The following is a 26,610-nucleotide window of genomic DNA, read 5'->3' on the forward strand; positions in this document are numbered from 1 at the left end:
CAAAGGAGGAGCGCCATGGCCGTCTCCGGCACAAGCAACAGCTCGTCGACAAGTAACAATACGTCCACGATTTCGGGCGGTGCGTCGATCGCCAACAACTTCGACCAGTTCCTGACCCTGCTGACGACGCAGCTCAAGAACCAGTCGCCGCTCGACCCGCTCGACACCAACCAGTTCACGGCGCAGCTCGTTCAGTTCGCCGGCGTCGAGCAGCAGCTCAAGACGAACGAGACGCTGAGCTCGCTGCTCAGCCTGAACGCAGCCGGGACGGCGACCAGCGCGGTGGGCTTCATCGGCTCGACCGTCACAGCCGATGGCGCGACGACGCGCCTGGAAAACAACAAGGCCGAATGGCAGGTCAACGTTCCGCGCGGCGGCTCCGCGACGATCACGATCAAGGATTCCAAGGGCAGCGTGGTGCAGACGCTGACGAAGAGCCTCGTCGCGGGCGACCAGACCTATACTTGGGACGGCACGACCTCGACGGCGCAGAAGGCCCCGGCCGGCGAGTACACGGTCACGATCGATGCCAGGGACGCGGCGGGCGCCGCGATGACGGCCACGACGAAGATCAGCGGCGTCGTCGACGGCGTCGACTTCACCGGCTCGATTCCGACATTGAAGATCGGCGCGATCAGCGTGCCGATCGACCAGGTGAAGAGCGTCGTCCGTGCGAAATGATCGCGAATCGCAAATGCAGAAAGCCAGCGTCTTCGCCTTAGGCAATTCTTAAAGCCGCAGGCCTATGCTCAGCACAAGTAGCTCTGTTGAGTTGTGTGAGTGTACCATGACCGAGCCTTTGCGACCACGGGTGAAGTACGTGATCGGACCGGATGGCAGTCCGCTGACGATTGCGGATCTCCCCCCGATGAATACCCGCCGCTGGGTGATCCGGCGCAAGGCCGAGGTCGTCGCCGCGGTGCGGGGCGGCCTGCTCAGCCTCGAGGAAGCCTGCCAGCGCTACACGCTGACGGTCGATGAATTCCTGAGCTGGCAGATGTCGATCGATCAGCACGGTCTCGCCGGCCTGCGGACGACGCGAATCCAGCACTACCGCCAATAGTCCGGCGTTCTTCGGACATCGTTCAAGGCGCCGGTCCTTCGGGACCGGCGCCTTTCTCGTTTTGGCGCCAGAGTGCGGGGGCAGCTCAACCGGCTCCCCAGCGTCGAAAACGCCGTCGGAGCCTGTTTCGCCGTGCGGGACCCGTCATGACAGGGCGCGATCCGGCGTCACGCGCGCTTGCGCCTGTCGGGCGCCTTCAGGCCAGATGGCGAGGGAATGCCGACGAAGGCGTCAGTCCAGAGCGGGCGCGCGTTCCGCCATATCGAGAAAGATCGCTGCGCAGCCAAGCCAGAATATTGCAGTCCAGAGCAGCATCCTATCCTCCCAGGTTGCGCTTTTCGTTGCCGTCGCAACGCAACTCAGCATCAGGTCACCGGCACTATGAACGAATTTCAGCGCGGCATAACTGCTGATTTCGTTGCTGCGTTGCGAATTTTCGCTCGCATCTGCGAAATTCCAGCCCGACGGACATAGCCCGCAGCGGGCCATGGAGACAATCTTTAATGCTGGCCCGGCAAAAATTAACCGGGCGCTAACCATGCACCGGGAAAAACTTGCCTAGTGAGCCGCTCCCCATGCGCGGCCACGACGGCTTTGTGAAACGGATAGCGGCGTGAGCGGCATCGTCCAACAGTTCCAGCGCTTCGGAGCGGCCCGCCTGGCGGCCATGCTCGCGGTGACGCTCGCGCTTGTCGGCTTCTTCGGCTTCGTCATGCTGAGGATGTCGCAGCCGGCGATGAGTGTTCTGTTTTCCGATCTGTCGCAGCAAGACGTCAGCGCGATCCTGAAGGATCTCGACACGCGCGGCGTCAAATACGAGCTGCGCGGCGACGGCCAGACCGTACTCGTCGCCAAGGCGGATGTGCCGCGCCTGCGGCTCGACCTCGCCAGCAAGGGTATCCCGGCCGGCGGCGGGGTCGGCTACGAGATCTTCGACAAGGGCGATGCCTTCTCGTCGACCAGCTTCGTGCAGAACATCAACCATCTGCGCGCGTTGGAGGGCGAGCTGTCGCGGACGATCCGGTCGATCAGCCGGGTCCAGGCGGCGCGGGTGCATCTCGTCATTCCGGAAAAGCGCCTGTTCGAGCGCGACCGCGAGCCGCCGCGGGCCTCGATTGCCCTGAAACTCGCCGGCGAGCTCGATGCGGCGCAGGTGCGGGCCGTGCGCCATCTCGTCTCGTCTGCGGTGGATGGGCTCAAGCCCGAGCGGGTCTCGATCGTCGACGAGCGCGGGCGATTGCTGGCCGATGGCGCCCAGTCCGACAACGGCATCGCCGGCCTTGGCATCGAGGAGCGCCAGGTCGGTATCGAGAAGCGCCTGAAGCTCCAGATCGAGGACATCGTCGCCAGCATCGTCGGCCATGGCCGGGCGCGGGTGCAGGTTTCGGCCGCCCTCGACAGCAACCGGATCGAGAGCCGCTCTGAGACCTTCGACCCCGAGAGCCGGGTCGTGCGCTCCAGCCAGAACCGCACCGAGGCCTCGACGACCTCGGAGGGCGGTGGCGCCGTGACGGTCGGCAACGAATTGCCGGGCGCCCAGCAGAACCAGGGTGGCGGGGCCGCGCCCAAGGATGCCACGCAGAAGAACGAGGAAGTGGTCAACTACGAAATCTCGCGCACCACCCGCACCGAGGTTCTGGAGGGCGGCAGGGTCAAGAAGCTCTCCGTCGCCGTGCTGGTCGATGGCACCTATACGCGTAGCCCCAACGGCGACGTGACCTATCAGCCGCGCAGCAACGAGGATCTCGAGCGCATCGGCCAGCTGGTCCGCACGGCGGTCGGCTTCGACGATGGGCGCGGCGACAAGATCGAGGTCGTCAATCTGCGTTTTGCCGAGGCGCCGCCGGCGGTGACCGATCTGGTCGAGCAGAGCCTGATGCAGCAGCTCCTTTCCTTCACCAGGGAGGACCTGATCCGTTTCGCCGAGCTTGGCGTGATCTCGCTGTTGACGCTGATGGTCATCATGGTCGTCGTGCGGCCGTTGCTCAAGCAGGTGCTGGCGCCGGAAGCCGGTGCGCGCCTGCTGCCGGGTTTCATCCGCAACGGCGTGCTGGTCGCCGCGGACGACACCACTGGCGATCCGGCCGGATCGCGGGCCCTCGCCACGATATCGGAGGGCATGCCGGTCGAGGTCGAGGCGCCGTCCGAGCGGATGCTGGCGGTCGCCCAGATCAAGGGGCAGCTCAAGGCCCAGTCGGTCGAGAAGATCGGCCAGATGGTCTCGCAGAACCCGGCCGACAGCGTCGCCGTTCTGCGTGGCTGGATCCACGAAAAAGCCACGGCATGACGGGTCTCTGAGCCATGGCGGAAGCACGTTCCATCGCCACGCAAAACACGGGCGGCCGCGAGACCGGCGCAATCGAGGGCGGCGGCGGCGGCGTCACCAATATCGCCGAGATGACGGGCCCGCAGCGGGCTGCCGTCATCCTTCTGGTTCTCGGCGAGGATCATGGCCGCAAGATCTGGTCCGAGTTCGACGACGAAGAAATCCGCATCATCACCCGCGCCATGGCCGAGCTCGGCACCGTCGATGCCGACGATGTCGAGCGGCTGATGCTGGACTTCGTCGGAAAGCTGTCGAGCGCCGGCGCAGTGACCGGCTCGTTCGACCGCACGATCTCGCTGCTCGAAAAGATCCTGCCCGGCGACCAGGTCGCGATGATCATGGAGGAGATCCGCGGTCCGGCCGGGCGCAACATGTGGCAGAAGCTCGGCAACATCGACGCCGTGGTGCTCGCCAACTTCCTGAAGAACGAATATCCGCAGACGATCGCGGTGATCCTCTCCAAGATCCGGCCGGAGCATGCGGCCAATGTCCTGCGCCATCTCCCGAATGATCTCTCGATCGAGGTCGTCGGCCGGATGCTGCGGCTGGAATCGGTGCAGAAGGAAGCGCTCGACCATATCGAGAATACACTGCGCACCGAATTCGTCGCGACGCTGACCCAGACGCGCCGCCGCGATCCGCACGAGATGATGGCCGAGATCTTCAACGGCTTCGACCGCCAGACCGAGATCCGCTTCCTCTCGGCGCTCGATGCGTCCAACCAGGAATCGGCCTCGCGCATCCGCGCCTTGATGTTCACCTTCGAGGATCTGTCGAAGCTCGATGCGGCTGGCCTCCAGACCCTGATGCGCCAGGTCGACAAGGACACGCTGGCGCGTGCGCTCAAGGGGGCCAGCGAGAGCATGCGGGAGTTCTTCTTCGGTGCCATGTCGCAGCGCGCCGTCAAGAACATGCAAGACGACATGCAGAGCCTCGGACCGCTGCGTCTCAAGGAAGTCGACGAAGCGCAGACCAAGCTGGTCACGCTCACCAAGGACCTGGCCGACAAGGGCGAGATCGTCCTGTCCAAGGGCAATTCGGAAGACGAACTGGTCTATTGATGATGAGCAGCGCCACGAAATTCACGTTCGGCACCGATTTCCGCGAAGGCGGGCGGCGTGCCGCGGGCGAGGCGGACATCGCGGCCGCGCGGGCCGAGGGCGTCGTCGCCGGCCGCGAGCAGGGCCGCCGCGAGGCGGAGAGCCAGCTCAACGGTCTCGTCGCGCAGCTCGCGCGTGCCGCCGAGCGCCTGGTGGCGCAGGAGGCGGCCCATGCTGCCGAGGTCGAGGCCCAGGCGGCCTATGTCGCGATCGTCGCGGCGAAGGCGCTGGCCGGGGCGGCGCTGTCGGAGCGGCCGCTGGCCGCGCTGGAGAACGGGCTGCGCGAATGCCTCTCCCATGCGCGGCTCGCGCCGCATCTCGTCATGCGCGTCAACGAGGGCGCGGTGGAGGCGGCCGAGAGCCTGGTCAAGCGCATGGCGCAGGAGACGGGCTTCGCCGGGAAACTCGTTGTCCTGGGCGAGCCCGACATCGCGCTCGGCGACGGGCGCATCGAATGGGCCGATGGCGGCTTCGTCATCGAGACGGAACGACTTGCGCGGCTGGTGGAGCAGGCGGTCGCGAACGCCTTTCCCGGCTTCCGCCCCCCTGGACGGTAAGGACGACAGATGAGCGCGGACAACGATCTCAACCTGCCGCCGCTGAACCCGGCCGACCTGTCCTTCGACCACAATGACAGCTCGGTGGCGCGGTCGGGGCCGATTCCGGTGAAGACGGCGGAGGATCTCGAACAGGTCTTCGACGTGCCGGTCAACGTCTCGGCGGTGCTCGGCTCCTCGAAGATCGCGATCGGCGACCTGCTCCAGATCGTGCCCGGGGCCGTGCTCGAGCTCGACCGGCGTGTCGGCGAGGCGATCGACATCTTCGTCAACGAGCGCCTGGTGGCGCGCGGCGAGGTCGTCGTGGTCGAGGACAGGCTCGGCGTCACCATGACCGAAATCATCAAGGCCGACCGGTGATGTCCGGCCGACCCGTCACGCATTCACGCAGAAAGGCCTGAGCCATGCGCCTCATCATCGCCGGCGGTCTCAAGGGACAACTCATTGCGGCCGCGAAGATCGCGATCGCCCATGGCGCCAACGTGACCCACACCGAAGGGCTGGAGCAGACGCTGGCCGTGCTGCGCGCCAAGGGCGCCGACCTGCTGATGGTCGAGGTCGCGCTGCCGGTGGCGCAGTTCGTGGCCGCGCTGGAGGCCGAGCGCATCCGCACGCCGATCGTCGCCTGCGGCACCTCGACCGATGCGCGCGCCGCCGTCGCCGCCATCCAGGCCGGTGCGCGCGAATATGTGCCCCTGCCGCCCGATCCCGAGCTGATCGCCGCCGTGCTGGAGGCGGTCGCCGCAGACCAGTCGAGCCTGATCTGGAAGGATCCGGCGATGGAGCGCGTCGTGCAGCTCGCCTCGCAGATCGCGCGCTCGGATGCGCCCGTGCTGGTCACCGGCGAAAGCGGCACCGGCAAGGAGGTGATCGCGCGCTACCTGCACCAGAAGTCGCTGCGCAAGGACAAGCCCTTCGTCGCGGTCAACTGCGCCGCCATCCCCGACAACCTGCTCGAATCCGAGCTGTTCGGACATGAGAAAGGGGCCTTCACGGGCGCCATCGCGCGCCGTATCGGCAAGTTCGAGGAGGCCAATGGCGGCACGCTGCTGCTCGACGAAATCTCGGAGATGGATGTCCGCCTCCAGGCCAAGCTGTTGCGTGCACTGCAGGAGCGGATGATCGACCGCGTCGGCGGCAGTCAGCCGGTGAAGGTCGATCTGCGCATCATCGCCACGTCGAACCGCAATCTCGGCGACGCCGTGCGCGAAGGCTCGTTCCGGGAGGATTTGTTCTACCGGCTCAACGTGGTGCATCTGCGCCTGCCGGCGCTGCGCGAGCGGCCGGGGGACATCCTGGCGCTGGCCGATCACTTCGCCCGGAAATATGCCGAACTCAACGGCATGCCGCTGCGCCCCGTCGCGGCCGATGCCCGCAAGCTGCTGCTCTCCAACGCCTGGCGCGGCAATGTCCGCGAACTGGAGAACACGATCCACCGCGCCGTGCTGCTGGCGAAGGGCACCGAGATCGGGGCGGATGCGGTGATGACGCCGGAAGGCGAAACGCTCGGTCCGGCGGGGGCGCGTGACAGTGCCGCGCGCGCCGCGCAGACCGCTGAAGCGGTGACGCGCTCGCTGGTCGGTCATACGGTCGCCGATGTCGAGCGCGAGCTGATCCTCGATACGCTCGACCATTGCCTCGGCAACCGCACCCATGCGGCCAAGATTCTGGGAATCTCGATCCGCACGTTGCGCAACAAGCTCAGCGAATACACATCCGCCGGGATCGTGGTTGCCGAACCGGGTCAGGCGCGGGTCAACGCGCTCTGACCGGGTCCTGGATGTTTACCAGTAGCGCCTGCGGTAATAGCGCGGGCGGTAGTAGCGCGGACGCGCATAGTATCGCGGCCGGGCGTAATAGCGCGGCCGAGCATAATAGCGCGGGCGGCGATAATAATAGTACTGGCTGAAGTCGGCGTCCGTCTTATCGAGGGCATCCTTGACCTCGGCGGTCACCGCCTCGTCGTCGCGGGCCGGCACCGGCGCCGGATCCGGCAAAGGCGCGACCTTGGGCTGGGCAGCTTCAACCGCAGCCACCCCGCCAATGCTGGCGGCGGCCATGCCGCCGATCAGTGTCATGATGAATGAGCGTCTATCCACGACGTCCTCCAAAGGCTGTTGCACCGCATCTTCCATTGCCTTCATACGGTGAAAGCGCGGGTGAGAGGTAATGCATTTAGATGATGCTTTGTTCCCTGCAGCGGATTTTCGCTCTTATGGCTAAGGCTCTAGGCTTTGCTTTGTAACGAGCCGGGCCCCGTATGGTGTTCGTGCTCGAGCGCCTGTTCCTCGACCGCGTTCAGCGGACGGGCGACGCTCTCCAGCGGCTGGCGTTCCGCCCTGACAGCGTAGCGGGCCGCGAGCAGGGCTGCTGCCAGCATCAGGAAGGCGCCTAACAGGTAGCCCGCGAAGACGCTGCCACGCGAGCCGGTGTCGATCAGGATGCCGAAGAGCCAGGGGCCGGCGATGCCGCCCGCGCCCGTCCCGACCGCGTAGAAGGCGGCGATCGCCAGAGCCCGCATCTCGACGGGGAAGGTCTCGCTGACCGTGAGATAGGCCGAGCTCGCCGCCGCCGAGGCGAAGAAAAAGACGACGCTCCAGCACAAGGTGAGCTGCTGCGCGCTCAGCAGGTCGCGCCAGAACAGATAGCCCGTTCCGGTCAGCAGGAGGCCGGAGAGCGCATAGGTCAGCGCGATCATGGTGCGGCGACCGACCGTGTCGAAGAAGCGTCCAAGGATGAGCGGGCCGAGAAAGTTGCCGGCGGCAAAAGGCAGGATGAACCAGCCAATGGCCTGTGACGAGACCTGATAGAAATCGGTCAGGATCAGCGCATAGGTGAAGAAGATCGCGTTGTAGAAAAAGGCCTGCGAAACCATCAGGGCAAGCCCGACCAGCGCACGCTGCCGGTGGAGGACGAAAAGGGCATGGAAGACCTCGCCCAGCGGCGTCACCGCGCGCGGGCGAAGCCGCGTCATGTGCAGCTTTTCGTCGGGGTTCCAGGTCACGCCCGCGCGGGCCTCGATCGACGCGACGATGGCGGCAGCTTCATCGGTCCGGCCGTGGCTGATCAGCCAGCGCGGACTTTCGGGAATCCACTGCCTCAGGATCAGGATGACGAGCCCGAGTGCAGCGCCGATGAAGAAGGCGAGGCGCCAGCCGATCTCGGGGTCGATCACGGCGGGGTTGAGCAGGACGATTGCGCCTGCGGCGCCGAGTGCGGCGCCGACCCAGAAGGAGCCGTTGATGACGAGATCGACCCAGCCGCGCACGCGGGCCGGGACCAACTCCTGGATCGTCGAGTTGATTGCTGTGTATTCGCCGCCGATGCCCATGCCGGTCAGAAAGCGGAAGAGGATGAAGCTCCAGAAGCTCCAGGAAAAGGCCGTCGCGGCGGTGGCCGCGAGATAGACCAGAACGGTGATCGTGAAGAGCTTCTTGCGGCCGAGGCGGTCGGTCAGCCAGCCGAAGAACAGGGCGCCGAGAACGGCGCCGGCGATATAGGCCGCGCCGGCCATGCCGATTTCGGTGTTGGTGAAGCGCAGCGCCGGGCTTTCCTTCAGCGCGCCGGAAACCGAGCCGGCGAGCGTGACCTCAAGCCCGTCGAGAATCCAGGTGACGCCGAGAGCGACCACGACCAGCGTGTGGAAACGCGACCAGGGAAGGCGGTCGAGCCGTGCGGGAACGTCCGTCGCAATGACGGCGGGGCCGGCTGTGGTCCTGGGCGAATCCGGCGCTGTCATGCCGGGATCTCCTTTCTGCTGTCGCCTTGGTTCGATGCGAAAAGGCGGAGGCGGCGCTGGCCGCCTCCGCCTGCCGAATCAGCGGACGATGACGCGTCGGCGCACGACCGTCCGGCGGCGATAATAGGGCCGCGGCCGGCGGCGCACGATCACACGTTCACGCACAACGGGTGGACGATAGGGACCACGACGGCGCACGACGCGCTCGCGCACCACGACCTGGTTGAAATCGGCATCTGTCTTGTCGAGACCCGCTCGGGTGGCCGCATCGAGATCACCAGCCTTCACCGGAACCTGAGGCTCGGCCGCCTGGGACAAGGCGATGCCTCCGAGGCTGGCTGCGGCGAGACCGCCGAAAAGGCTCATCACGAATGAACGTCTATCCAAAGTCATTCTCCAGTATTCTGGTTCTTCAGAACCGGTTATGTCGCCACGCGCCAAGTGGGGCGGCCGAATGGGGCTGTAGAGCGGCAGTTCAATAACGATCCGTTCAGGAAAGGGTTCCCGTCGCGGTTTTTTGGCCGTCTTAACCACTCGTTCACCATGAGGCCGGCAAGAATTGCCGGGTTGCGCATGTTTTCGGCGCAGGGAGCAGGCTGGTCGATGACCGATGTGACGGCAGGAGGGGGCGGCGGCTTCGACATGAGTCGCGGGGCGATGGGGAAACTCCTCAACCGCCCGGACCTGTTTCTCGCCATCGGCGTCATGGGCATCCTCGTGGTGCTCATCTTCCCGCTGCCGGCGCTGCTGCTCGACCTGCTGCTGGCGCTCTCGATTATCCTGTCCGTGCTGGTGCTGATGACGGCGCTGTTCATCGAGGAGCCGCTGGAGTTCTCGGCCTTCCCGACCGTGCTGCTGATTGTCACCATGTTCCGGCTGGCGCTGAACATGGCCTCGACGCGGCTGATCCTGCAGCATGGGCATGAGGGTGGCGCGGCCGCCGGCCATGTCATTGAGGCCTTTGCCAATTTCGTGATGGGCGGCAATTTCGTGATCGGGGTGATCGTCTTCACCATCCTGATCATCGTGAATTTCGTCGTGATCACAAAAGGTTCTGGCCGTATCGCGGAAGTTGCGGCGCGCTTCGCCCTGGACGCCATGCCGGGCAAGCAGATGGCGATCGACGCCGATCTCTCGGCCGGGCTGATCGACCAGGATGTCGCAAAAGTCCGGCGCAAGGCGCTTGAAGACGAGGCCAATTTCTTCGGCTCGATGGACGGCGCCTCGAAATTCGTGCGTGGCGATGCGATCGCGGCGCTGCTGATCACCTTCATCAACGTGCTCGGCGGCATCATCATCGGCGTCGCGCAGCAGGGCATGAGCTTTGGCGCGGCGGCCCACAACTACACCACGCTGACGGTCGGCGACGGCCTCGTCAGCCAGATCCCGGCGCTGATCGTCTCGACGGCGGCGGGCCTGCTGGTCTCGAAATCGGGCGTGCGCGGCGCCGCCGACAAGGCGCTGGGCAAGCAGCTTTCGGGCTATCCGAAGGCGCTCGGCATGTCGGCGGCGGTGATGCTGCTGATTGCGATCCTGCCCGGCATCCCGATGCTGCCCTTCCTCGTGCTGGCCGGGGGCTCGGCCTGGCTCGCTCGCCATTTCGGCCGCCTCGCCAAGGCGAAGGAGGCCGAGGTCGCCGACGCGGCGCAGGCGGCCTCGCCGCTGCAGGCCGACGGCACGCCGAAGGAAGAGACGCTCAACGACCTGCTCAAGCTCGACGAGCTCAAGATCGAAATCGGCTACGGCCTGTTGCCGCTGGTCAATTCGGCCGGCGGGCAGGACCGCCTGACCGACCAGGTGCGCGCGCTGCGCCGGCAGCTCGCGGCCGAACTCGGCTTCGTCATGCCGGCGGTGCGCATCGTCGATAACGTCCAGCTCGAGGCGAACCACTACTACATCAAGATCAAGGAGATCGATGCGGGCCACGGCATCGTCTATGCCGGCCAGTACATGGCGATGGACCCGATGGGCGGCAGCGTGAACTTGCCCGGCCACAACGTGCTGGAGCCGACCTTCGGCCTGCCTGCGACCTGGATCGACGGCGCGCTGCAGGACGAGGCGCAGCTGCGCGGCTTCACGGTGGTCGATGCGGCGACGGTGATCTCGACGCATCTCACCGAGGTGCTGAAGTCGAACATGCCGGAGCTGCTCTCGCATGGCGAGGTGCAGAAGCTGCTGCGCGAGCTGCCCAAGGACCATGCCGACCTCGTCAAGGAGATCGTGCCGAGCCAGATCTCGACTACCGGCATCCAGCGCGTGCTCCAGCTCCTGCTTTCGGAGCGCATCTCGATCCGCGACCTCGCCACCATCATCGAGGGCATCGCGGAGGCCGCCGGCGGGCTCAAGAACCCGCGCGACATCGCCGAGCATGTCCGCATGCGGCTGGCCCGCCAGATCTGCGCCCAGTTCTCGAACATGCAGGGCAACCTGCCGATCATCACGCTCTCGCCCGCCTGGGAGAGCGTCTTCGCCGAATCGATCGTCGGGCAGGGCGAGGAGCGCCATCTCGCGATGCAGCCGTCGCGGCTGCAGGAGTTCGTGCATCAGGTCCGCGAGAAGTTCGAGGACGCGGCCCGCATCGGCGAGATGCCGGCGCTGGTCACCTCCGGCATGGCAAGGCCCTTCGTGCGCCAGATCGTCGAACGCTTCCGGCGCGAGACCCCCGTGCTCTCGCAGGCCGAAATCCATCCCCGCGTGCGGTTGAAGACCGTCGGCACCGTCTGAGGCCGGCCGCGGCCGCGCATTTCCACGGGTGAGGAATGCCGGCGGCGCAGTGGTCAGCACGGCAGGGCGCCGCTAAGCCGGCCCGATGTCGCGAAACGCCCTCTTCTTCGCCGTGATGTGCCTGGTGTGGGGGCTGACCTTCCTGCCGGTGAAGATCGCCGCCGTCCATGTGCCGCCGGTGTTCTTGGCATGCGTGCGCTTCGTTTTTGCCGGAGCGGCGCTGTTGGCCTGGGCGGGGCGGGACGCGTTCAGGGTGCCGGTGCGGGTTTGGCCCCGTCTCGCGGGGACGTCGCTCCTGGTCAATGCCGGGGGCTATTCCCTGGTGTTCTGGGGCGTGGCCCATGCGCCGACCGGGCTGGCGGCAATCGTCAACATGGCGACGATCCCGATCTATTCGCTGCTGGCGAGCCGGGTGATCGAAGGGCAGCCGATCGGGCGCTCCCAGGTCGCGGCGATCGCGCTCGGTACGGCCGGGCTCGGCTTCCTGTTCGCGACGCGGGCCGCCGGTGGCCTTGATGTCACCAAAGGCGATCCGCTGGAACTCTGGGGGCTGGCTTCGGTCGCCTTCGGGACGCTGCTCTACTGTGTCGGCGCCGTGCTGACGCGTACGATCGCGACGACGATGCCAACGCTGACGCTCGCCGCCTGGCAGACCCTGTTCGGTGCGGTCGCGCTGGCTGGCGTGTCGTTCGCCATCGAGCCTGTCGGGGTGCAACAGATCGCGGCGGTGTTCCAGTGGCCGGTGCTGCCGGCGGTGCTGTTCCTGGTGGTCGCGGGTTCGCTGATGGGCTTCACCATCTATCTGCGGCTGCTGCGCGACTGGGGAGCGTTCAGGGCAGGGCTCTACGCCTTTGTCAGCCCGGTGATCGCGGTCGGTGTCGGCGTCGCGGTGCTGAACGAGCCGTTCGGCTGGGCGGAGGGCGCTGGCGCTCTGATGATGTTCGGCGCGGCGGCGATCGCGTTGCGACGCTGAGGCGTCGTTTTCTTAAGCGAAGCGAAGATCCGGGAAACGCCAGATGCCGGGCTCAAGCCCGCGCGAAGGCCCTATGGCGGCGGCGCGATGCGGGTGTTGCGCTTGAGCTGGGCTCGTTCGAAAGCGAGCACGACCGGCAGCGAGATCACCAGCGGGAGGATGAGATAGAACATCCTCCAGACCAACAGGGCGGCGAAGACGGCAGGCGCCGGGATGCCCGGCATGACGGCGAGGAAGACCGCCTCCATGACGCCGACGCCGCCGGGAACCTGGCTGAGGAGCCCGGCGGAGAAAGACAGCAGGAAGGCACCGAGCACGATCAGGAAACCCGGATTGCCCTGCGCGGGCAGGGCGAAATAGATGATGCCGGCGGCGCCCGCCAGTTCCAGAGGCGCAGCGAGATATTGCCGCGCCACGATCGGCAGCCGCGGATAGATGACCTCGAACCTGCCGATCCGGAACGGCCTGAACTTGAGCCAGGAACCGATGGTGTAGAGCGCCACGAAGCCGAGCATCCCGACGCCGATCAGCCGCGCCGTGCTGTCGCCGATCGTGAACCAGCGCGACAGCCGCCCGAGCGGGCGCAGGATTTCGGGCTCGTAGATCAGCACGAGCCCCATCAGCAGGATCGTGCCGAAGGCGAAGGTGAAGGAGCACAGCGCCACCAGCACGGCGACCTCGCCGGCCGTCAGCCCCTTCGCCGTATAGGCGCGATAACGCACCATGCCGCCGGAAAAAACCGAGGCGCCGATATTGTGCGACAGCGCATAGGTCACGAAGGAGCACAGCGAGATGTAGAACCAGGAGATGCCCTTCTCCTTGCCGATATGGATGAGGGCGATGCGGTCGTACCAGGCCAGCGCGGCATAGGCGACGAGGGTCGCGAGCGCTGCGTGCAGGAAGGCGTCGGTGGGAATGACGGCGATCTTCTGGCCGATCCGGCTGGCGACGATGCGCAGATTGTCCCAGAAGCTGCCCTGCTCGAGCAGGGCCTCGATGGCGGCGTCCGTTCCCGCTTCGGCCTTGAGCTTCTCCCAGAGCAGATCGACCGACCAGACGACCGCGACGAGTCCGATGATCGGCCAGAGATAGTCGAGATAGCGTTTCATGAGACCCGCGGGCTGCGAGGAGGCGTCGGATAAGACGAAGGCACGCCATCCGCCGGGATGGGGCGGCGCGCCTTCGCCTGTGTGCCAGTGGGCCGGGGCAAGGGCAAGCGGCGTCGCCGCCGCCCGCCTGCGATGGGAGCGCTATTTGCCGTTCGTCTTCAGCCACTCGCGCATCATCGCGATTTCCTTCTCCTGGTCGGCGATGATGCCGGTCGCGAGCGTCTTCAGGGCGGGGTCCTTGCCATGGGCGAGCACGACCTTCGCCATGTCGATCGCGCCCTGATGATGCGGGATCATGCCGCGCACGAAATCGGCATCGGCATCGCCGGTGAAGGCGATGTCCATGTCCTTGTGCATCTTCATGTTCGCGGCCTTGTAGGCCGTGGTCGCAACACTGTCGCGGGTCTTGGCGGCCGGGGCGGCCTGGCTGGAATGGCTCTGATGCTGCTGGGCGAGGGCAGGGCCGCCGAGCGCGAGCAGGCTGATGAAGGCAGAGGCGATGCCGGTGGAGATCAGGCGATTCATGGGTGTTGTCCCTGGTTCGGAGATGGCGGCGCGCCGGCCGTTCGGGCCCGGGCGACCGCTCGTCGATGTCGGTTGGGTTCAGAGGGGCTTTTTCAGGGAGCCGCGCGTCGTGGCGGTCGCTCGGCCGGTTCCGGGCCGGCTTCGGCGACGGCGCGGGCCTGGTGCAGGATGAGACGCTGCCAGCCTGTCGTCAGGGGTTCGACATCCAGTGCCGGGGCCGAGCCGAGCAGTCCGCAGCCGAGAATGCAGCAGGACGGCATGGAAGGGCCGGCCTTGCCGGGTTGGCTGTCGTCGTCATGACAGGGCGCCGGTGACTGTGCCTGATGGGCGCCGTGATGGGCGTGGGGTTTCGCCATGGCCGGCGACCGGGCCGGGGCGGTGGCATGGAGGGAGGAAGCGGCCAGCGTTGCATGCGGCAGGACCGCCAGCAGCATGACCGCCAGCGCCGCCGCGAGACGCCAGAGCGCCGCGCCGCCGCGCCGCCGCCGTCCCGATATCGAAGGAATGCCGTGCCTCATCGCGTCATGATCTTTCCGCCGCGATCATGTCATGATCGCGGCGCGGCGCTCTTTCAGATTCGTGATTGCCGAACAGACCTGCCGGATTCTCCAACCGGCCCGTTTCCCGAAGATGACGCGATGACATCAACGCTGACCATCAGCCTCACCGGCACCACCGATCTGCCGCCGGGCAAGATCGCCGCCATCGTGACATCGCTCGAGATGCTCGCGCCGCCGCCGGTCCGGCCCGATCCGCCCGGCGTCGAAGGCTTTGCGCTGGAGCGCATCGGCGCTGCCGAGGTCGAACGCTATCTCGCCATGTATCGCCGGCTCGGCGAGCGCTGGATGTGGTTCAGCCGGCTGGTCAAGCCTGTCGGCGAGGTCGAGGCGATCCTGGGCGATGCGAACGTCGAGACCTTTGTGGTCCGGCACGAGGGCGCTGATGTCGGCCTGCTGGAACTGGATTTCAGGGTCGGGAGCGAAGCCGAGCTCGCCTTCTTCGGCCTCGATGAGCGCGTGCTGGGCAAGGGGGCCGGGCGCTGGCTGATGAACCGGGCGCTGGCGCTCGCCTGGGCGAAGCCGATCTCACGCTTCTGGGTGCACACCTGCACGCTCGACCACCAGGGCGCGCCGGAATTCTACCAGCGCTCGGGATTCGTGGTGTTCAAGCGCGGGATCGAGGTCGATGACGATCCGCGGCTGGCCGGCCGGATGCGGCGCGACTGCGCCCCGCATCATCCGGTCATCGGCTAGCAACGTCAGAGGCGGGCCAGCCCCCAGCAACCCGCGCCAAACAGGGCCAGCCATGGCCATGCCAGCGCATCGAGCCAGTTGGGGCCGTGGTGGACCGGGCTGCCGCTGGCCCAGAGGGTGAAGAGCGCTGCAAAGCCGGCAAGCGTCGAGAGCCCCATCAGGGCGCTGGATCGGGCGATTTTGCGAGGACGGGCTGCCATCGCCGGCCGTGCCAGCGCGGTAGCCCAGGCCAGCAGGGCGATCAGACCGTAGATCGCTGCGCTGGCCGCAAGGACGGCCAGCAGGATGAGGCCGTCCATGCGAATGGCGATGTCGCTCATCCGGCTCTCATCAAGAGGGCAAAGCCGGATTCAGGCGAAAAGCCGGTTCCCGCTTCTTCGCATCCCGCTCTGGCATCAACGCAAACCGGCCGCGACGCTTCGGTCGGTTTACCGATTGGACGCGGCCGGTCAGGCGCGCGGGCGCAGGCCGATCGAATCCATCATCGCCTGGTCGCGGGCGGCTTCGGCTGCGCGCTCAGTGGCCCGCTCGCGGTCGTCGAGAATCTCGACCTTCTTCATGTCCTCGAAGGCTTCCTGCAGCTCGGCCTTGGCGTCGTCGAGCTGACCCTTCAGATTGTCGGCGGACTGACGCAGATTGTCGCGACGGCCCAGCGCGGCCTTGGCATAGGTCGGATAGGCGAAATGGGCAGGGTCGGAAATGCCGGCCCGCGCTTCCTCGCTCTGGATTTCACGATCCAGGTCGGTCGCCATGCGATGAAAATCGGCGATCATCATCTCGATCTGGCTTACCCGGCGGCGTTTTTCATCCACCTGGAAGCGTTTGAGACGCAAAAGTGTCTCTCGCGACTTCATGTCGTTTCCAACTCCTGATTACGCATCGATCGAACGCCGACCCCTCGGCGCGCGACCGGAACTCCATACCGCGAGACAAAAAGCACAATGGCGCAAGGAGGTTGACCGTTCCTTACCGAAAACCGCTGCTTTTGACGCATGGCGCAGCCGCGCCCGGGCTGCTGACGCCTGCGGACGGGGCGGTCTAGTAGCTGTCGCCTGCATCACGACCCGCAGCATCGTCCTGCGTCCCGCCCGTGGATCCTCGCCTTGCCAGCCTTGCCGCGCCTTCCGGAGCATGGACTGCTGATCTGCGGTCTCGTCGTCACGCGCATCATCGGCTGGGGCACGACATTCTATGCGCCCTCTGTGCTGGCGCGCGACATCGGGCGCGATCTCGGGCTCGACATCACCGTGCTGTTCGGCGGCATCACCATCCTGCTGGTGACGGGGGCTGCCCTCGCCCCGGCCGTCGGCCGCCATCTCGACCGCGAGGGCACGCGCCGGGCGATGTGCATCGGCGCCGTGGTCTGCGCGATCGGGCTGGCGTTGCTGGGCGCGGCGCAGGGGCCGGTCAGCTATCTCGCGAGCTGGGTCGTCATCGGTGTCGGGCATGCCTTTTCGCTGGCGAATGTTGGCAGCGTCACGGTGGCCCAGTTGATGGGCTCGCGCACGAGGCGGGTGCTCGGCCTGATGATGCTCGCGACCGGGCTGTCCTCGTCTGTGTTCTGGCCGCTGGCGGCGCTGCTCTCCGAAGCCTGGGGCTGGCGGGCGACCTGGCTGATCTTCGCCGCGATGCAGATCGTCATCGTGCTGCCGATCTATGCCGCGGTCCCGCGCCGGCACAGGCCCGATGCCGAAATCGCCAAGGCCGTGCCGCCCGGAGCCGAGCTCGAGGCCGACAGGGAGCGCGTGCCGCCGCAGCATCGCCGTGCGGCATTCTGGCTCGTCGCGGTGGTCTTCTCGGCGAGCGGGCTGGTGTCCTGGGGCCTGCCGCTGCATCTGATCGACCTGTTGCACAACTCCGGCATCGGCCAGGCCGAGGCGGTCGGCATCGCCGCGCTGAGCGGCCCGGCGACGCTGCTGGCGCGGCTGGTCGACGCCATGATCGGGGAGCGGCTGCCGGTGGAGCGGACGGCGCTGGCCGGGTTGATGCTCGGGCCGCTATCCTGTTTTCTGCTGGTGCTCGGGCCCGGGTCGCAAGTTGCGGCAGTCGCCTTCGTGCTCTGCTTCAGCGGGGCGATGGGCGTGATTTCCGTCGCCCGGGCGACGCTGCCGCTCGCGCTGTTCGGACGGCGCGGCTTCGCCACGATGATGGGCCGGCTGACCGTGCCGCAGAACCTCGCCTTCGCAGCGGCGCCGCTGCTCTTCGCGGTGATGATCGAGCAGTTCGGGCGGGATGTGGCGCTGATCGCGTCCGCCGCGATCCAGGTTTTCGCCCTGCTGGCGATGGCGGCGCTGATGCGGCGGCTCGGCCGGTCCTGACGATCAGCTGTTCATGATCGCAGCGAGCCTGGCATAGCATTCGGCCAGCGGCGTGGCGTCGTCCTTCGCCTGCTTCAGGAAGCCCTCGAGCGCGGGGTTGAGGCGGATCGCCTCGTCGACCTCGGCCGAGGCGCCCTGCCGATAGGCGCCCAGCCGGATCAGCTCCTCCATGTCGGCATAGGTCGCGAGCGTCGCACGCGCCTTCTGGACGACCGGGTAGAAGGCCGGGTCGCAGGAGCGTGGCATGGTGCGCGAGACCGATTTCAGCACGTTGATCGCCGGGTAGCGCCCGCGCTCGGCGATCGAGCGTTCCATCACGATATGGCCGTCGAGGATGCCGCGTACTGCGTCGGCGACGGGTTCGTCGTGGTCGCCGCCATCGACGAGGACGGTGAAGAGGCCGGTGATCGCACCGCTTCCGACGCCCGGACCGGCGCGTTCGAGCAGGCGCGGCAATTCGGCGAAGACCGTCGGCGTATAACCCTTGGTGGTCGGCGGTTCGCCGGCCGCGAGGCCGATCTCGCGCATCGCCATGGCAAAGCGCGTCACCGAATCCATCAGGCACATCACCTGCTTGCCCTGGTCGCGGAAATATTCGGCGAGGGTGAGCGTGGTCATGGCGGCCTGCTTGCGCATCAGCGCCGGCTCGTCGGAGGTAGCGACCACGACGACGGAGCGGGCGAGGCCCTGCGTTCCGAGATCGTCCTGCAGGAACTCCTGGACCTCGCGGCCGCGCTCGCCGACGAGGCCGATCACGTTGACATCGGCGCGCGCATAGCGCGCGAGCATCGAGAGCAGCACCGATTTACCGACGCCGGAGCCGGCGAAGATGCCCATGCGCTGGCCGAGGCAGCAGGTCAGGAAGGTGTTCAGCGCCCTCACGCCGAGATCGAGCGGCATGCCGACGCGCTGGCGCGAATGGGCGGGCGGCGGGTCGTTGCGGAAGGTGAAGAGGGTCTCGCCCTGCGGCAGGGGAGGGCCGCCATCGACCGGCCGGCCGAGCGCATCGACGACGCGTCCTAGCCAGGCGGAGGTCGGCCTGATGCCGGGCGGGGTCTTGTCGACATAGGCGGGGCAGCCGCGGCGCACGCCATCGAGCCCGCCATAGGGCATCACCAGCGCCTTTTCGCCCGAAAAGCCGATCACCTCGCAGGGGACGCGGCTGCCCGGTGCGATCTCGATTTCGACGCGGCCGCCCAGGCTCATGGCGCCGATCGGCCCGGCGATCTCGACGAGCAGGCCGCGCACGGCGACGACCCGGCCGTACACGGTCAGCGAGTCAAGCCCCGCGATCGTGGAGGCGAGGCCGGAGAGGCGATCGTGGCCATGCGCGGCGCTGTTCATGACTGCTTCCGTAAACCTTTCATTTACCCGAGTGATTAACACTGTGTTTCGAGGCTGCGTCGCGGTACGGGGTCATTTCGACCCGGTTCTTCGAGGCAGTCTCCGCGAAAGGCAATTTCGCGGGCGAACAGCGAAACGATCCGTGTCAAATTCGACTCACCTCGACAAGGATCGTCGTATTTCTCCCAGGAAGCGCTTGCGCACGGGAATCACGGTTTGTTAACCATTGTGCCCGTAGCGTGTCGCGTGAAGTTTCATCGGGCAAGCGCCTTCTCGCTCAAGACCGTGCGGGTCCGGGCGAATCACTCAGGTCGGCTTGCCTGCGGGCGAAATTGGGGACGTTGACATGCGGGTTCTGCTGATCGAGGACGATAGCGCGACCGCCCAGTCGATCGAGCTGATGCTCAAATCCGAGAGCTTCAACGTCTATACGACGGATCTCGGTGAAGAGGGCGTCGATCTCGGCAAGCTCTACGACTACGACATCATCCTGCTCGACCTGAACCTGCCTGACATGTCCGGCTACGAGGTGCTTCGCTCTCTGCGCGTCGCCAAGGTCAAGACCCCGATCCTGATCCTGTCGGGCCTCGCCGGCATCGAGGACAAGGTCAAGGGCCTGGGCTTCGGCGCCGACGACTACCTGACCAAGCCGTTCCATAAAGACGAGCTCGTCGCCCGCATCCACGCCATCGTGCGCCGCTCGAAGGGCCACGCACAGTCGGTCATCACGACGGGGGACCTCGTCGTCAATCTCGACACCAAGACCGTGGAGGTCGACGCCGCCCGCGTTCACCTGACCGGCAAGGAATACCAGATGCTGGAGCTGCTCTCGCTCCGCAAGGGCACGACCCTGACCAAGGAAATGTTCCTGAACCACCTTTATGGCGGTATGGACGAGCCCGAACTCAAGATCATCGACGTCTTCATCTGCAAGCTCCGCAAGAAGCTGGCGAATGCGTCGGATGGCAAGAACTACATCGAGACGGTCTGGGGCCGCGGCTATGTGCTGCGCGAGCCGTCCGAAGTCGAGGAACGCATCCCGGCCTGATGCCGGGTCGGGCGGCCGTCACAGGGCGGTCATGTTCCGATGACATGAAGATCGCAACCTGATCGTCGGATGTACACGACAGGTTGACGGGGACCCCGCCGAGAGGCGGGGTTTTTGTTTGGCCGGAGTTTCCGGGCATCGGCTATGGCCGTCAGAACCGGGCGCTGCCCTGGGCGAGAACCGGCTCGATGGGCAGGGACATGTTAGCCGCCTGTGCGCTGGCGGAACGGCGCTCGCGATAGAGCCCGCGATGCTGCCGGTCGGGGACGATCGTCGTGGTGATGCCGATGACCGTCTCGGCTGCACCGAGGACGACGGCGCCTTCCGGCGCCAGCCGCGGTGCGAGCGCGGCCAGAACCTTCGCCTTGGTCGGCACATCGAAATAGATCAGCACGTTGCGGCAGAAGATCACGTCGAACTGACCGAGATGGGCGTTGGGATCGAGCAGGTTGTGCTGCTTCAATTCCACCATCGCGCGCAGGCGGTCCGAGACCTGCCATTTGTCGCCCTGCTGATGGAAATGCTTCAGCAGCATCTGGATCGGCAGGCCGCGCTGAATCTCGAACTGGCTGTAGATGCCAGTGCGGGCTCGCTCCAGCACTTCGCCGGAGATGTCCGTGCCGATGATGCGGATATTCCAGCCGGCGAGACGGGCGGCCATCTCGTCCAGGATCATCGCCAGCGAATAGGCCTCCTGGCCGGTCGAGACCGCCGCGCACCAGATGCGCAGGGACCGCGTCGCCGCATTGGAGGCCAGCTTCTCCGGCAAGATCACGTTGCGGAACAATTCGAACGGCGTCTGGTCGCGGAAGAACAGCGTTTCGTTCGTCGTCATCGCCTCGATGACGGCGTTCTCCAGCGAGGCGTCGCTGCCCTGACGCAATTGTGCGACCAGCGTCTCGATGCCGTCGATGCCGCGCCGCCGGCACAGGATGCCGAGCCGGCTCTCGGCGAGATAGCGCTTTTCCAGGCTGAGCGAGAGCCCGGAGCGCAGATGCAGGAGCAGGCGCAGGAAGTTGAAATCGGCGTCCGTCATGAGGGCTGACCGGCACGCACGAGGCCGCGGATCGCCGGGCCGATTTCGTCGAGCGGGATCACGGCGCTGGCATGCTGCGCCCGCACCACCGAGCCGGGCATGCCCCAGATGGTGCTGGTGAGCTCGTCCTGCGCGATCACGGCGGCGCCGGCGCGACGCAGCGCGCCCGCGCCCTCCGTGCCGTCCGCACCCATGCCGGTCAGCACGAGGCCCAGGGCGGCCGGGCCGAGATGGCGGGCGGCGTCGTTGAACAGCACGTCGACGGCGGGGCGGCAGAACCTGACCGGCGGGCCGTCGCTGATGCTCGCCGCGATATGGCCGAGCCGTCGGTCGATGCCGAGATGGCGGCCGCCGGGCGCGACATAGATTGTGCCGCGGCCGAGGCGCTCGCCGTCGAAGGGCTCGCGCGCGGGGATGCCGATATAGCTCGCGATCTGTTCGGCGAAGGAGGCCGTGAATAGGGGAGGCATGTGCTGCACGATGATCGTGGTTAGATCCTGCAGGGCCTCGCCGATGTCAAAGAGCACCCTGGCCACGGCGCGCGGGCCGCCGGTCGAGGCGCCGATGACGAGATAGCGCGGCACGGCCGAGACGATCTGGCGCAGGCTGGCCGGACCGGCCGGCGTGAAATCGACATCGAGATCCGGTGGCAGGCCGCCCGGCCTGACGCGGGTCTGGGCGATGTTTCCGAGCTTGAGCAGGAATTCGCTGCGGAAATCTAGGGACAGGGTCAGGCCGCTGCGGCTGTCGGGCTTGGAGACGACATCCATCGCGCCCTTGGTCATGCATTCGAGTGCGATTCGCGTGTTGCGCTCGGTCAGCGTGGTCGCCAGCAGAATGCCGGTATGGGGGCTTTCCTTGAGGATCTGGGGCAGCGCGGTCGCGCCATCGACGCCCGGCATGTCGAGGTCGAGCACCATCACGTCAGGCTTGAAGCGCCCGGCATGGGCGACCGCGGTCTCGCCATCGCCCGCGACGGCGACGAGATGGAACTGTCCGCTCTCGCCGAGCCAGCGCGCGAAGAGGCCGCGCACGACGACCGAATCATCGGCGATCACGACCGTCTTGTGCCTCTGGGCGCTTCCTGCGCCGGCCGGCGAAGGTCTGCTCATGCGTCACACATTCTGCTGCGCCGCCCTGTCATCGTCAGCTCTGCGACCGGCAAGCCCGAAGCGCTGTGCCGATCCGCGGCCTGGTGGCGGCTTCGCTCAAAGCAGCCCGACCTGATGGAACTTGGAGGCGACGATCTCCTTGTCGAACGGCTTCATGATGTATTCGTCGGCGCCTGCATGCATGGCCCGCGCGATGTGGGCGATGTCGTTCTCCGTGGTGCAGAACACGACCTTGGGGCGCTTGCCACCCGGCATCTGGCGCAGCGTGCGCAGGAAGTCGTAGCCGTCCATGATCGGCATGTTCCAGTCGAGCAGGACGGCATCGGGCATCTCGCCCTTGCAGGCGTCGATGGCACGGGCGCCGTCCTCGGCTTCCGTGATGCGGAACTGGAGGCCCTCCAGAATGCGGCGGGCGACCTTGCGGATCACGGCCGAGTCGTCGACGACGAGACAGTATTTCATGGTCAATCTCCAGATCGGTACGGCGACGCGTCAGGCCGCGGCTTGCAGGTCAAGTGCGAGAATGGCGTCGACGTCGAGAACGACGAGCAGGCGGTCTTCCAGGCGGTGAACGCCCGTTGCGAGGGCCGCCCAGCCCCGGTCCAGGTGAACCGGGGTCGGTTCGAAGGTGGATTGATCGAGCCGCATCACTTCGCCGACGGCGTCCACGATCAGGGCATAGGCCTCGCCCTCATGGTCGATGCCGACGGCGACCAGCTCCGTCTTGCCCTCTCTGTCTTGCTTGAGGGTGACCGGTCGCCCGAGGCGCCGGCGCAGGCAGATCGCGGTGACGATGCGGCCGCGCAGATTGAGCAGGCCGATGATCTCGGACGGCGCGCGCGGCACGAGTGTGATGCGGTTGGTGATGAAGACGTCGTGCACGCGGCCGATCGGCAGCCCGAGAATCTGGTCGCCGATCATCACGGTGACGTAGTCGAGCGAGTCGAAGGTGCCAACGGAGGCATCTACCGTGAGGCTGCGATCTGTCTGGTGAAACGTCATGCCGCCTCCCTGATGCCGGGCCTGCGCTCGGCGAGTTCGCCCAGCAGGGCACGGCGGTCGAATTTGGCGACGACCTCGTCCATGCGCTCCTGGCTGGCGCGCATATGCAGATCGGGCGTCACCAGCGTCGTCATGCCGATGAGCCGCAGGCGCTCGCCACCCGGCCCGGCGCGCAGCGCCGCGGCAAAGGCGAAGGCACCGTCGATGTCGCCGTCGATATCGATCAGGACGACGCTGATGGCGCTGCCGGCCAGTTGCTGGCGAGCGGTCTCGAAGGCGGTGGCGACGGCGATGCGATGTCCGGAGGCCTTGAGCACGGGCGTGAGCATGTCGCGCAGGAAGGCCGAGGGTTCGACGAGAAGAATCTGCGCCGGGGCCGATGGATCGGCGCGGTCGTAACCCGCCTGGCGCCAGCCGCGCTCCTGCATCGGCAGGTAGTGGGCGAGGTCGATGATGTCCGTGGCGCGCCCGCGGATCATCGCCGAGCCGACGATGCCCTTGTCCTGCGCGGTCGCCATCTCGATGTCGAGCACCTCGTCGACGATGTCGACGATCGCATCGACTGCCAGGGCGACCGTCAGCTCGCCTTCGGAGATGATGACGAGCGGTTGCAGCCCCTGCCTGCGAATCTCCGTCTCGCCGACCGGTACGACCGGCACGAGCCGGTCGCGATAATGCAGCAGAATGCGACCGCTGCCGCTCTGGAACAGCGCGGCGTCGACCTCCTCGAGGCGCGTGACGAGCGAGAGCGGCACGGCCCTGAGCCCGTCGGCGCCGGCCTTGAACACCAGCACGGTGGTCTTCTCGCTCGCGGGGGCGATGGCGGCCAACGGCGCCTCGCCGTGAAACGCGTCGCCGCTTCCCGCGGCGCCGACGAGGCCCGCCACGCCGTTGGGGTCGACGATCAGGACGACGGCGCCATCGCCGAGAATCGTGTTGCCCGAGAAGATCGGGATGTGCCGAAGCTTGCTCGACATCGGCTTGACGACGATTTCCTCGGTGTGGAAGACGCCGTCGACGAGAATGCCGAACTGCCGTTCGCCGATCTGCGTGACGACGATGAAGCCGTCGTCGAGCGAGGCTTCGGCCGTACCCATCAGCCCCGACAGCGCGATGATCGGCAGCAGGCGGCCGCGCAGCCGCAGGATCGGCGCGCCGTTGATCTCCTCGATCCGATGGTCGGCGCCGGCTTTCACGCGGACGAGTTCGCGGACGACGATCTGCGGGATGGCGAAACGCTGGTCGCCGGCAACCACGATCAGCGCCGCGACGATCGCAAGCGTGAGCGGGATTTTGATCGTGATCGTCGTGCCGAGGCCCGGCTTGCTGGCGATGTCGATCAGGCCGCCGATGGCATCGACATTGACCTTGACCACGTCCATGCCGACGCCGCGCCCGGAAATGGCGGTGACGCTGTCGGTGGTCGAGAAGCCGGGATGGAAGATGAAGCGACTGACCTGGGCGTCGGTCATGCGCTCGGTCTCGCCTTCGGTGGCAAGGCCCTGCTGGATCGCCTTGCGCCGGATGCGCTCGATATCGAGGCCGCGGCCGTCATCCGACACCAGGATGGTGACGGAGCCGCCCTCGTGATAGGCGGCGAGGCGGATCGTGCCATGCTCGGACTTGCCTGCGGCGAGGCGTTCGGCCGGGGTCTCGATCGCATGGTCGGCGCAATTGCGGACCATGTGCATCAGGGGATCCTTGATCAGGTCGAGGATCTGCCGGTCGAGCTCCGTCTCGGCGCCCTCGGTGACAAGCTCGATGCGCTTGTCGAGTTCGCCACCGAGATCGCGCACGATGCGGGGCAGCTTCGACCAGGCATTGCCGATCGGCTGCATCCGCGTCTTCATGACGCCTTCCTGCAGCTCCGCGGTGATCAGCGAGAGGCGCTGCAGCGGGGTCTTGAGGCCGTTATCTTCCTGCTTGCGCGCGATTTCAAGGAGCTGGTTGCGTGTCAGCACCAGCTCCGAGACCATCGTCATCAGATGCTCGATCGTTTCGACATTGACGCGCAGCGTGGCCGGGCCGACGGGACGGACCTCGCGGGTCGCCGTGTCGTCGCCGAGCTCGGCCTGCTCGATACGGCCGTCGCGTCCGCGCTGCGGGCCCGGCGCGTTGCGGAAGACGAGATCGAGCCCATCCTCGGTCGGCGTCCCGGCCGCCGGGGCGGCGTGGCGTGCGAGATAGGCGGAGACGGGGTCGGAGATGTCGGCCGGCGGCGGCTGCTTCTGTTCGAGCTCGGCCTTGGCATATTGCGCGAGGATGTCGAGTTCGCGGATCAGGTTCTCGTCGTTGCCGGGCGGCTCCTCACCCTTCTCGGCGAGCTCGGAAAGGATGTCCTTGACGCGGTCGATCGTCTCCAGGATCGCGGTGACGGCCATGGCGCTCACGCCGGCGCCGTCGCGGAACTGCCCGATCACGGATTCTGCAGCGTGGGTCAGCGCCTCGAGGCGCGGCAGGCCGATGAAGCCGCAGGTGCCTTTGACGGTGTGAACCAGGCGAAAGATGTTGCGCAGGATGTCGCGGTTGTTCGGTTCCTGCTCAAAGCGCACGAGTTCCCGATCGACCGTGTCGAGATTCTCGCCGGTCTCGGTCAGGAACTCTTGCAGCAAGTCGTCCATACGGGGGACCACCACTCAACGCGACAACACACTGCATCAATCTAAGCAGCAGAAGGGTTTATGATCGGTTGAGATCAAGACGAAAGCCGCGATTATTCAGCGGCTGTGCCGTTTCACGCCGCTTTATTCGCGGTGATCGTGACGGTGTCGCCGTCGATCGCGAAGGCGATGACCATTCCGGCGGCACGGGCGACCATCCCGGTGTAGAGCGGCTGGACGGCATGCGCGTCAATCGTCCCGGTCTCCGAGCGGCCGGCGATCAGCTCCTCGACATGGGCTGGAATGCGCGCATGCGAACCCGTTGCGGTGATCGTGAAGCTGCCCTGTTCGCCCTCGACTGTCGCCCGCGAAACCAGCTTGCCGCCGCGCGGGATGGCCTGGGCTGCCAGAACCAGCAGGTTGAGCAGGAGCTTGACCTGGTTCTTCGGCAGCAGGGCCCGGGGCGCATCCCAGTCGAGCGAGAGCTTCTCGTCGTTGAGGAAGCCATTCGCGACATTGCCGGCGTCGCCGATGTCGATCATCGCGCCGGCCGAGCCGGCGGCGCCGAAGGCGAGCCTGGCGAATTGCAGCCGGGCCGAGGCGTTGCGGGCGCTTTTCTTGATCAGTTCGAGCGCGAAGTCGCGCATCGAAGGATCGTCCTCCTCCAGCACCTCCAGCGCGTTGACAATGGCCCCGACCGGGCTGATCACGTCATGGCAGACGCGGCTGCAGAGAAGCGCGGCCAGGTCGAGCGGCTCGAGCGAGATGGCGGTCATGGGGC

28 protein-coding genes are annotated in these 26,610 nt (G+C 66.6%); 12 read left to right on the forward strand and 16 right to left on the reverse strand.

Features of this window, described 5'->3' with window-relative positions; translation table 11 throughout:
- The first annotated feature begins 15 nt into the window (after window positions 1-15).
- Together C8D03_RS16810 and sciP are read left to right on the forward strand one after the other, a co-directional pair.
- Window positions 16-681, forward strand: coding sequence for a flagellar hook assembly protein FlgD (locus C8D03_RS16810; RefSeq protein ID WP_108047875.1), 666 nt, complete (start codon window positions 16-18; stop codon window positions 679-681).
- A 106-nt stretch (window positions 682-787) separates the two neighbouring features.
- Window positions 788-1,063, forward strand: coding sequence for a CtrA inhibitor SciP (gene sciP / locus C8D03_RS16815; RefSeq protein ID WP_038359348.1), 276 nt, complete (start codon window positions 788-790; stop codon window positions 1,061-1,063).
- A gap of 231 nt (window positions 1,064-1,294) precedes the next feature.
- Here the strand turns inward: sciP and C8D03_RS26230 are convergent, their stop codons facing one another.
- Window positions 1,295-1,552 (reverse strand): hypothetical protein, encoded by a 258-nt coding sequence (locus C8D03_RS26230; RefSeq protein ID WP_146170212.1) that lies wholly within the window; start codon window positions 1,550-1,552, stop codon window positions 1,295-1,297.
- 124 nt (window positions 1,553-1,676) lie between these two features.
- On the opposite strand from C8D03_RS26230, the gene fliF reads away from it, so the two are divergent.
- The 5 genes from fliF to flbD are packed head-to-tail and all read left to right on the forward strand — an operon-like array spanning window position 1,677 to window position 6,815.
- Window positions 1,677-3,350 carry a flagellar basal-body MS-ring/collar protein FliF gene (fliF, locus tag C8D03_RS16820; protein WP_108047877.1) on the forward strand — a complete coding sequence of 558 codons (1,674 nt, stop codon included), beginning with the start codon at window positions 1,677-1,679 and terminating at the stop codon, window positions 3,348-3,350.
- A gap of 14 nt (window positions 3,351-3,364) precedes the next feature.
- Window positions 3,365-4,450, forward strand: a complete 1,086-nt coding sequence (gene fliG / locus C8D03_RS16825; protein WP_108047879.1) for a flagellar motor switch protein FliG — start codon at window positions 3,365-3,367, stop codon at window positions 4,448-4,450.
- A gap of 2 nt (window positions 4,451-4,452) precedes the next feature.
- Window positions 4,453-5,046, forward strand: coding sequence for a FliH/SctL family protein (locus C8D03_RS16830; RefSeq protein ID WP_248308507.1), 594 nt, complete (start codon window positions 4,453-4,455; stop codon window positions 5,044-5,046).
- 9 nt (window positions 5,047-5,055) lie between these two features.
- Window positions 5,056-5,406, forward strand: coding sequence for a flagellar motor switch protein FliN (gene fliN, locus C8D03_RS16835; protein WP_108047883.1), 351 nt, complete (start codon window positions 5,056-5,058; stop codon window positions 5,404-5,406).
- Window positions 5,407-5,450: 44 nt separating this feature from the next.
- Window positions 5,451-6,815: a sigma-54-dependent transcriptional regulator FlbD gene (gene flbD / locus C8D03_RS16840; protein ID WP_108047885.1), complete on the forward strand. Its 1,365-nt coding sequence runs from the start codon at window positions 5,451-5,453 to the stop codon at window positions 6,813-6,815.
- A gap of 15 nt (window positions 6,816-6,830) precedes the next feature.
- Here flbD and C8D03_RS16845 read toward each other — a convergent pair whose 3' ends face one another.
- The 3 genes from C8D03_RS16845 to C8D03_RS16855 form a co-directional block, all read right to left on the reverse strand.
- Complete coding sequence (locus C8D03_RS16845; protein ID WP_146170213.1) at window positions 6,831-7,145, reverse strand: hypothetical protein; 315 nt, start codon at window positions 7,143-7,145, stop codon at window positions 6,831-6,833.
- Window positions 7,146-7,273: 128 nt separating this feature from the next.
- Entirely contained in the window at window positions 7,274-8,785 is a 1,512-nt protein-coding gene (locus C8D03_RS16850; RefSeq protein WP_108047888.1) for an MFS transporter, read from the reverse strand.
- A gap of 78 nt (window positions 8,786-8,863) precedes the next feature.
- Window positions 8,864-9,172 carry a hypothetical protein gene (locus C8D03_RS16855; protein WP_146170214.1) on the reverse strand — a complete coding sequence of 103 codons (309 nt, stop codon included), beginning with the start codon at window positions 9,170-9,172 and terminating at the stop codon, window positions 8,864-8,866.
- Window positions 9,173-9,427: 255 nt separating this feature from the next.
- On the opposite strand from C8D03_RS16855, the gene flhA reads away from it, so the two are divergent.
- Together flhA and C8D03_RS16865 are read left to right on the forward strand one after the other, a co-directional pair.
- A complete protein-coding gene (flhA, locus tag C8D03_RS16860; protein ID WP_248308701.1) occupies window positions 9,428-11,509 on the forward strand; it encodes a flagellar biosynthesis protein FlhA in 2,082 nt (693 codons plus the stop codon).
- Between the two features lie 85 nt (window positions 11,510-11,594).
- Window positions 11,595-12,482: a DMT family transporter gene (locus C8D03_RS16865; RefSeq protein ID WP_108047893.1), complete on the forward strand. Its 888-nt coding sequence runs from the start codon at window positions 11,595-11,597 to the stop codon at window positions 12,480-12,482.
- 71 nt (window positions 12,483-12,553) lie between these two features.
- On the opposite strand, the gene C8D03_RS16870 is transcribed toward C8D03_RS16865, so the two are convergent.
- From C8D03_RS16870 to C8D03_RS16880, 3 genes are all read right to left on the reverse strand, one after another.
- Complete coding sequence (locus tag C8D03_RS16870) at window positions 12,554-13,591, reverse strand: lysylphosphatidylglycerol synthase transmembrane domain-containing protein (RefSeq protein WP_108047895.1); 1,038 nt, start codon at window positions 13,589-13,591, stop codon at window positions 12,554-12,556.
- A gap of 141 nt (window positions 13,592-13,732) precedes the next feature.
- Window positions 13,733-14,116, reverse strand: a complete 384-nt coding sequence (copM, locus tag C8D03_RS16875) for a CopM family metallochaperone (RefSeq protein WP_108047897.1) — start codon at window positions 14,114-14,116, stop codon at window positions 13,733-13,735.
- A gap of 92 nt (window positions 14,117-14,208) precedes the next feature.
- Window positions 14,209-14,634 carry a hypothetical protein gene (locus C8D03_RS16880; protein WP_108047899.1) on the reverse strand — a complete coding sequence of 142 codons (426 nt, stop codon included), beginning with the start codon at window positions 14,632-14,634 and terminating at the stop codon, window positions 14,209-14,211.
- A gap of 120 nt (window positions 14,635-14,754) precedes the next feature.
- Between C8D03_RS16880 and C8D03_RS16885 the strand changes: the two genes are divergently transcribed.
- On the forward strand, window positions 14,755-15,369 hold the full coding sequence (locus tag C8D03_RS16885; protein ID WP_108047901.1) for a GNAT family N-acetyltransferase: 615 nt from the start codon (window positions 14,755-14,757) through the stop codon (window positions 15,367-15,369).
- Window positions 15,370-15,374: 5 nt separating this feature from the next.
- Here the strand turns inward: C8D03_RS16885 and C8D03_RS16890 are convergent, their stop codons facing one another.
- Window positions 15,375-15,689 carry a hypothetical protein gene (locus C8D03_RS16890; protein ID WP_108047902.1) on the reverse strand — a complete coding sequence of 105 codons (315 nt, stop codon included), beginning with the start codon at window positions 15,687-15,689 and terminating at the stop codon, window positions 15,375-15,377.
- Between the two features lie 129 nt (window positions 15,690-15,818).
- The gene (gene fliJ / locus C8D03_RS16895) at window positions 15,819-16,223 is read right to left on the reverse strand and encodes a flagellar export protein FliJ (protein WP_108047904.1); all 405 of its coding nucleotides are present in this window, start codon (window positions 16,221-16,223) and stop codon (window positions 15,819-15,821) included.
- 249 nt (window positions 16,224-16,472) lie between these two features.
- Here fliJ and C8D03_RS16900 point away from each other — a divergent pair, with 249 nt between their 5' ends.
- Window positions 16,473-17,687, forward strand: coding sequence for an MFS transporter (locus C8D03_RS16900; RefSeq protein ID WP_181301050.1), 1,215 nt, complete (start codon window positions 16,473-16,475; stop codon window positions 17,685-17,687).
- Between the two features lie 3 nt (window positions 17,688-17,690).
- Here the strand turns inward: C8D03_RS16900 and fliI are convergent, their stop codons facing one another.
- Window positions 17,691-19,031: a flagellar protein export ATPase FliI gene (fliI, locus tag C8D03_RS16905; protein WP_108047908.1), complete on the reverse strand. Its 1,341-nt coding sequence runs from the start codon at window positions 19,029-19,031 to the stop codon at window positions 17,691-17,693.
- Window positions 19,032-19,377: 346 nt separating this feature from the next.
- On the opposite strand from fliI, the gene ctrA reads away from it, so the two are divergent.
- Complete coding sequence (ctrA, locus tag C8D03_RS16910) at window positions 19,378-20,079, forward strand: response regulator transcription factor CtrA (RefSeq protein WP_103873732.1); 702 nt, start codon at window positions 19,378-19,380, stop codon at window positions 20,077-20,079.
- Window positions 20,080-20,230: 151 nt separating this feature from the next.
- On the opposite strand, the gene C8D03_RS16915 is transcribed toward ctrA, so the two are convergent.
- From C8D03_RS16915 to chpT, 6 genes are all read right to left on the reverse strand, one after another.
- Window positions 20,231-21,115: a CheR family methyltransferase gene (locus tag C8D03_RS16915; protein WP_108047910.1), complete on the reverse strand. Its 885-nt coding sequence runs from the start codon at window positions 21,113-21,115 to the stop codon at window positions 20,231-20,233.
- Window positions 21,112-22,227 (reverse strand): chemotaxis-specific protein-glutamate methyltransferase CheB, encoded by a 1,116-nt coding sequence (gene cheB / locus C8D03_RS16920; RefSeq protein ID WP_108047911.1) that lies wholly within the window; start codon window positions 22,225-22,227, stop codon window positions 21,112-21,114. Before cheB ends, C8D03_RS16915 begins: the two co-directional genes overlap by 4 nt.
- A 96-nt stretch (window positions 22,228-22,323) precedes the next feature.
- Window positions 22,324-22,689 (reverse strand): response regulator, encoded by a 366-nt coding sequence (locus C8D03_RS16925; RefSeq protein ID WP_108047913.1) that lies wholly within the window; start codon window positions 22,687-22,689, stop codon window positions 22,324-22,326.
- Between the two features lie 30 nt (window positions 22,690-22,719).
- Complete coding sequence (locus tag C8D03_RS16930) at window positions 22,720-23,229, reverse strand: chemotaxis protein CheW (protein ID WP_108047915.1); 510 nt, start codon at window positions 23,227-23,229, stop codon at window positions 22,720-22,722.
- Complete coding sequence (locus tag C8D03_RS16935) at window positions 23,226-25,850, reverse strand: hybrid sensor histidine kinase/response regulator (RefSeq protein WP_108047917.1); 2,625 nt, start codon at window positions 25,848-25,850, stop codon at window positions 23,226-23,228. Before C8D03_RS16935 ends, C8D03_RS16930 begins: the two co-directional genes overlap by 4 nt.
- A 113-nt stretch (window positions 25,851-25,963) precedes the next feature.
- Entirely contained in the window at window positions 25,964-26,605 is a 642-nt protein-coding gene (gene chpT, locus C8D03_RS16940; RefSeq protein ID WP_108047919.1) for a histidine phosphotransferase ChpT, read from the reverse strand.
- Window positions 26,606-26,610 lie beyond the last annotated feature (5 nt).

Source organism: Bosea sp. 124, assembly GCF_003046175.1.
GTDB lineage: Bacteria > Pseudomonadota > Alphaproteobacteria > Rhizobiales > Beijerinckiaceae > Allobosea.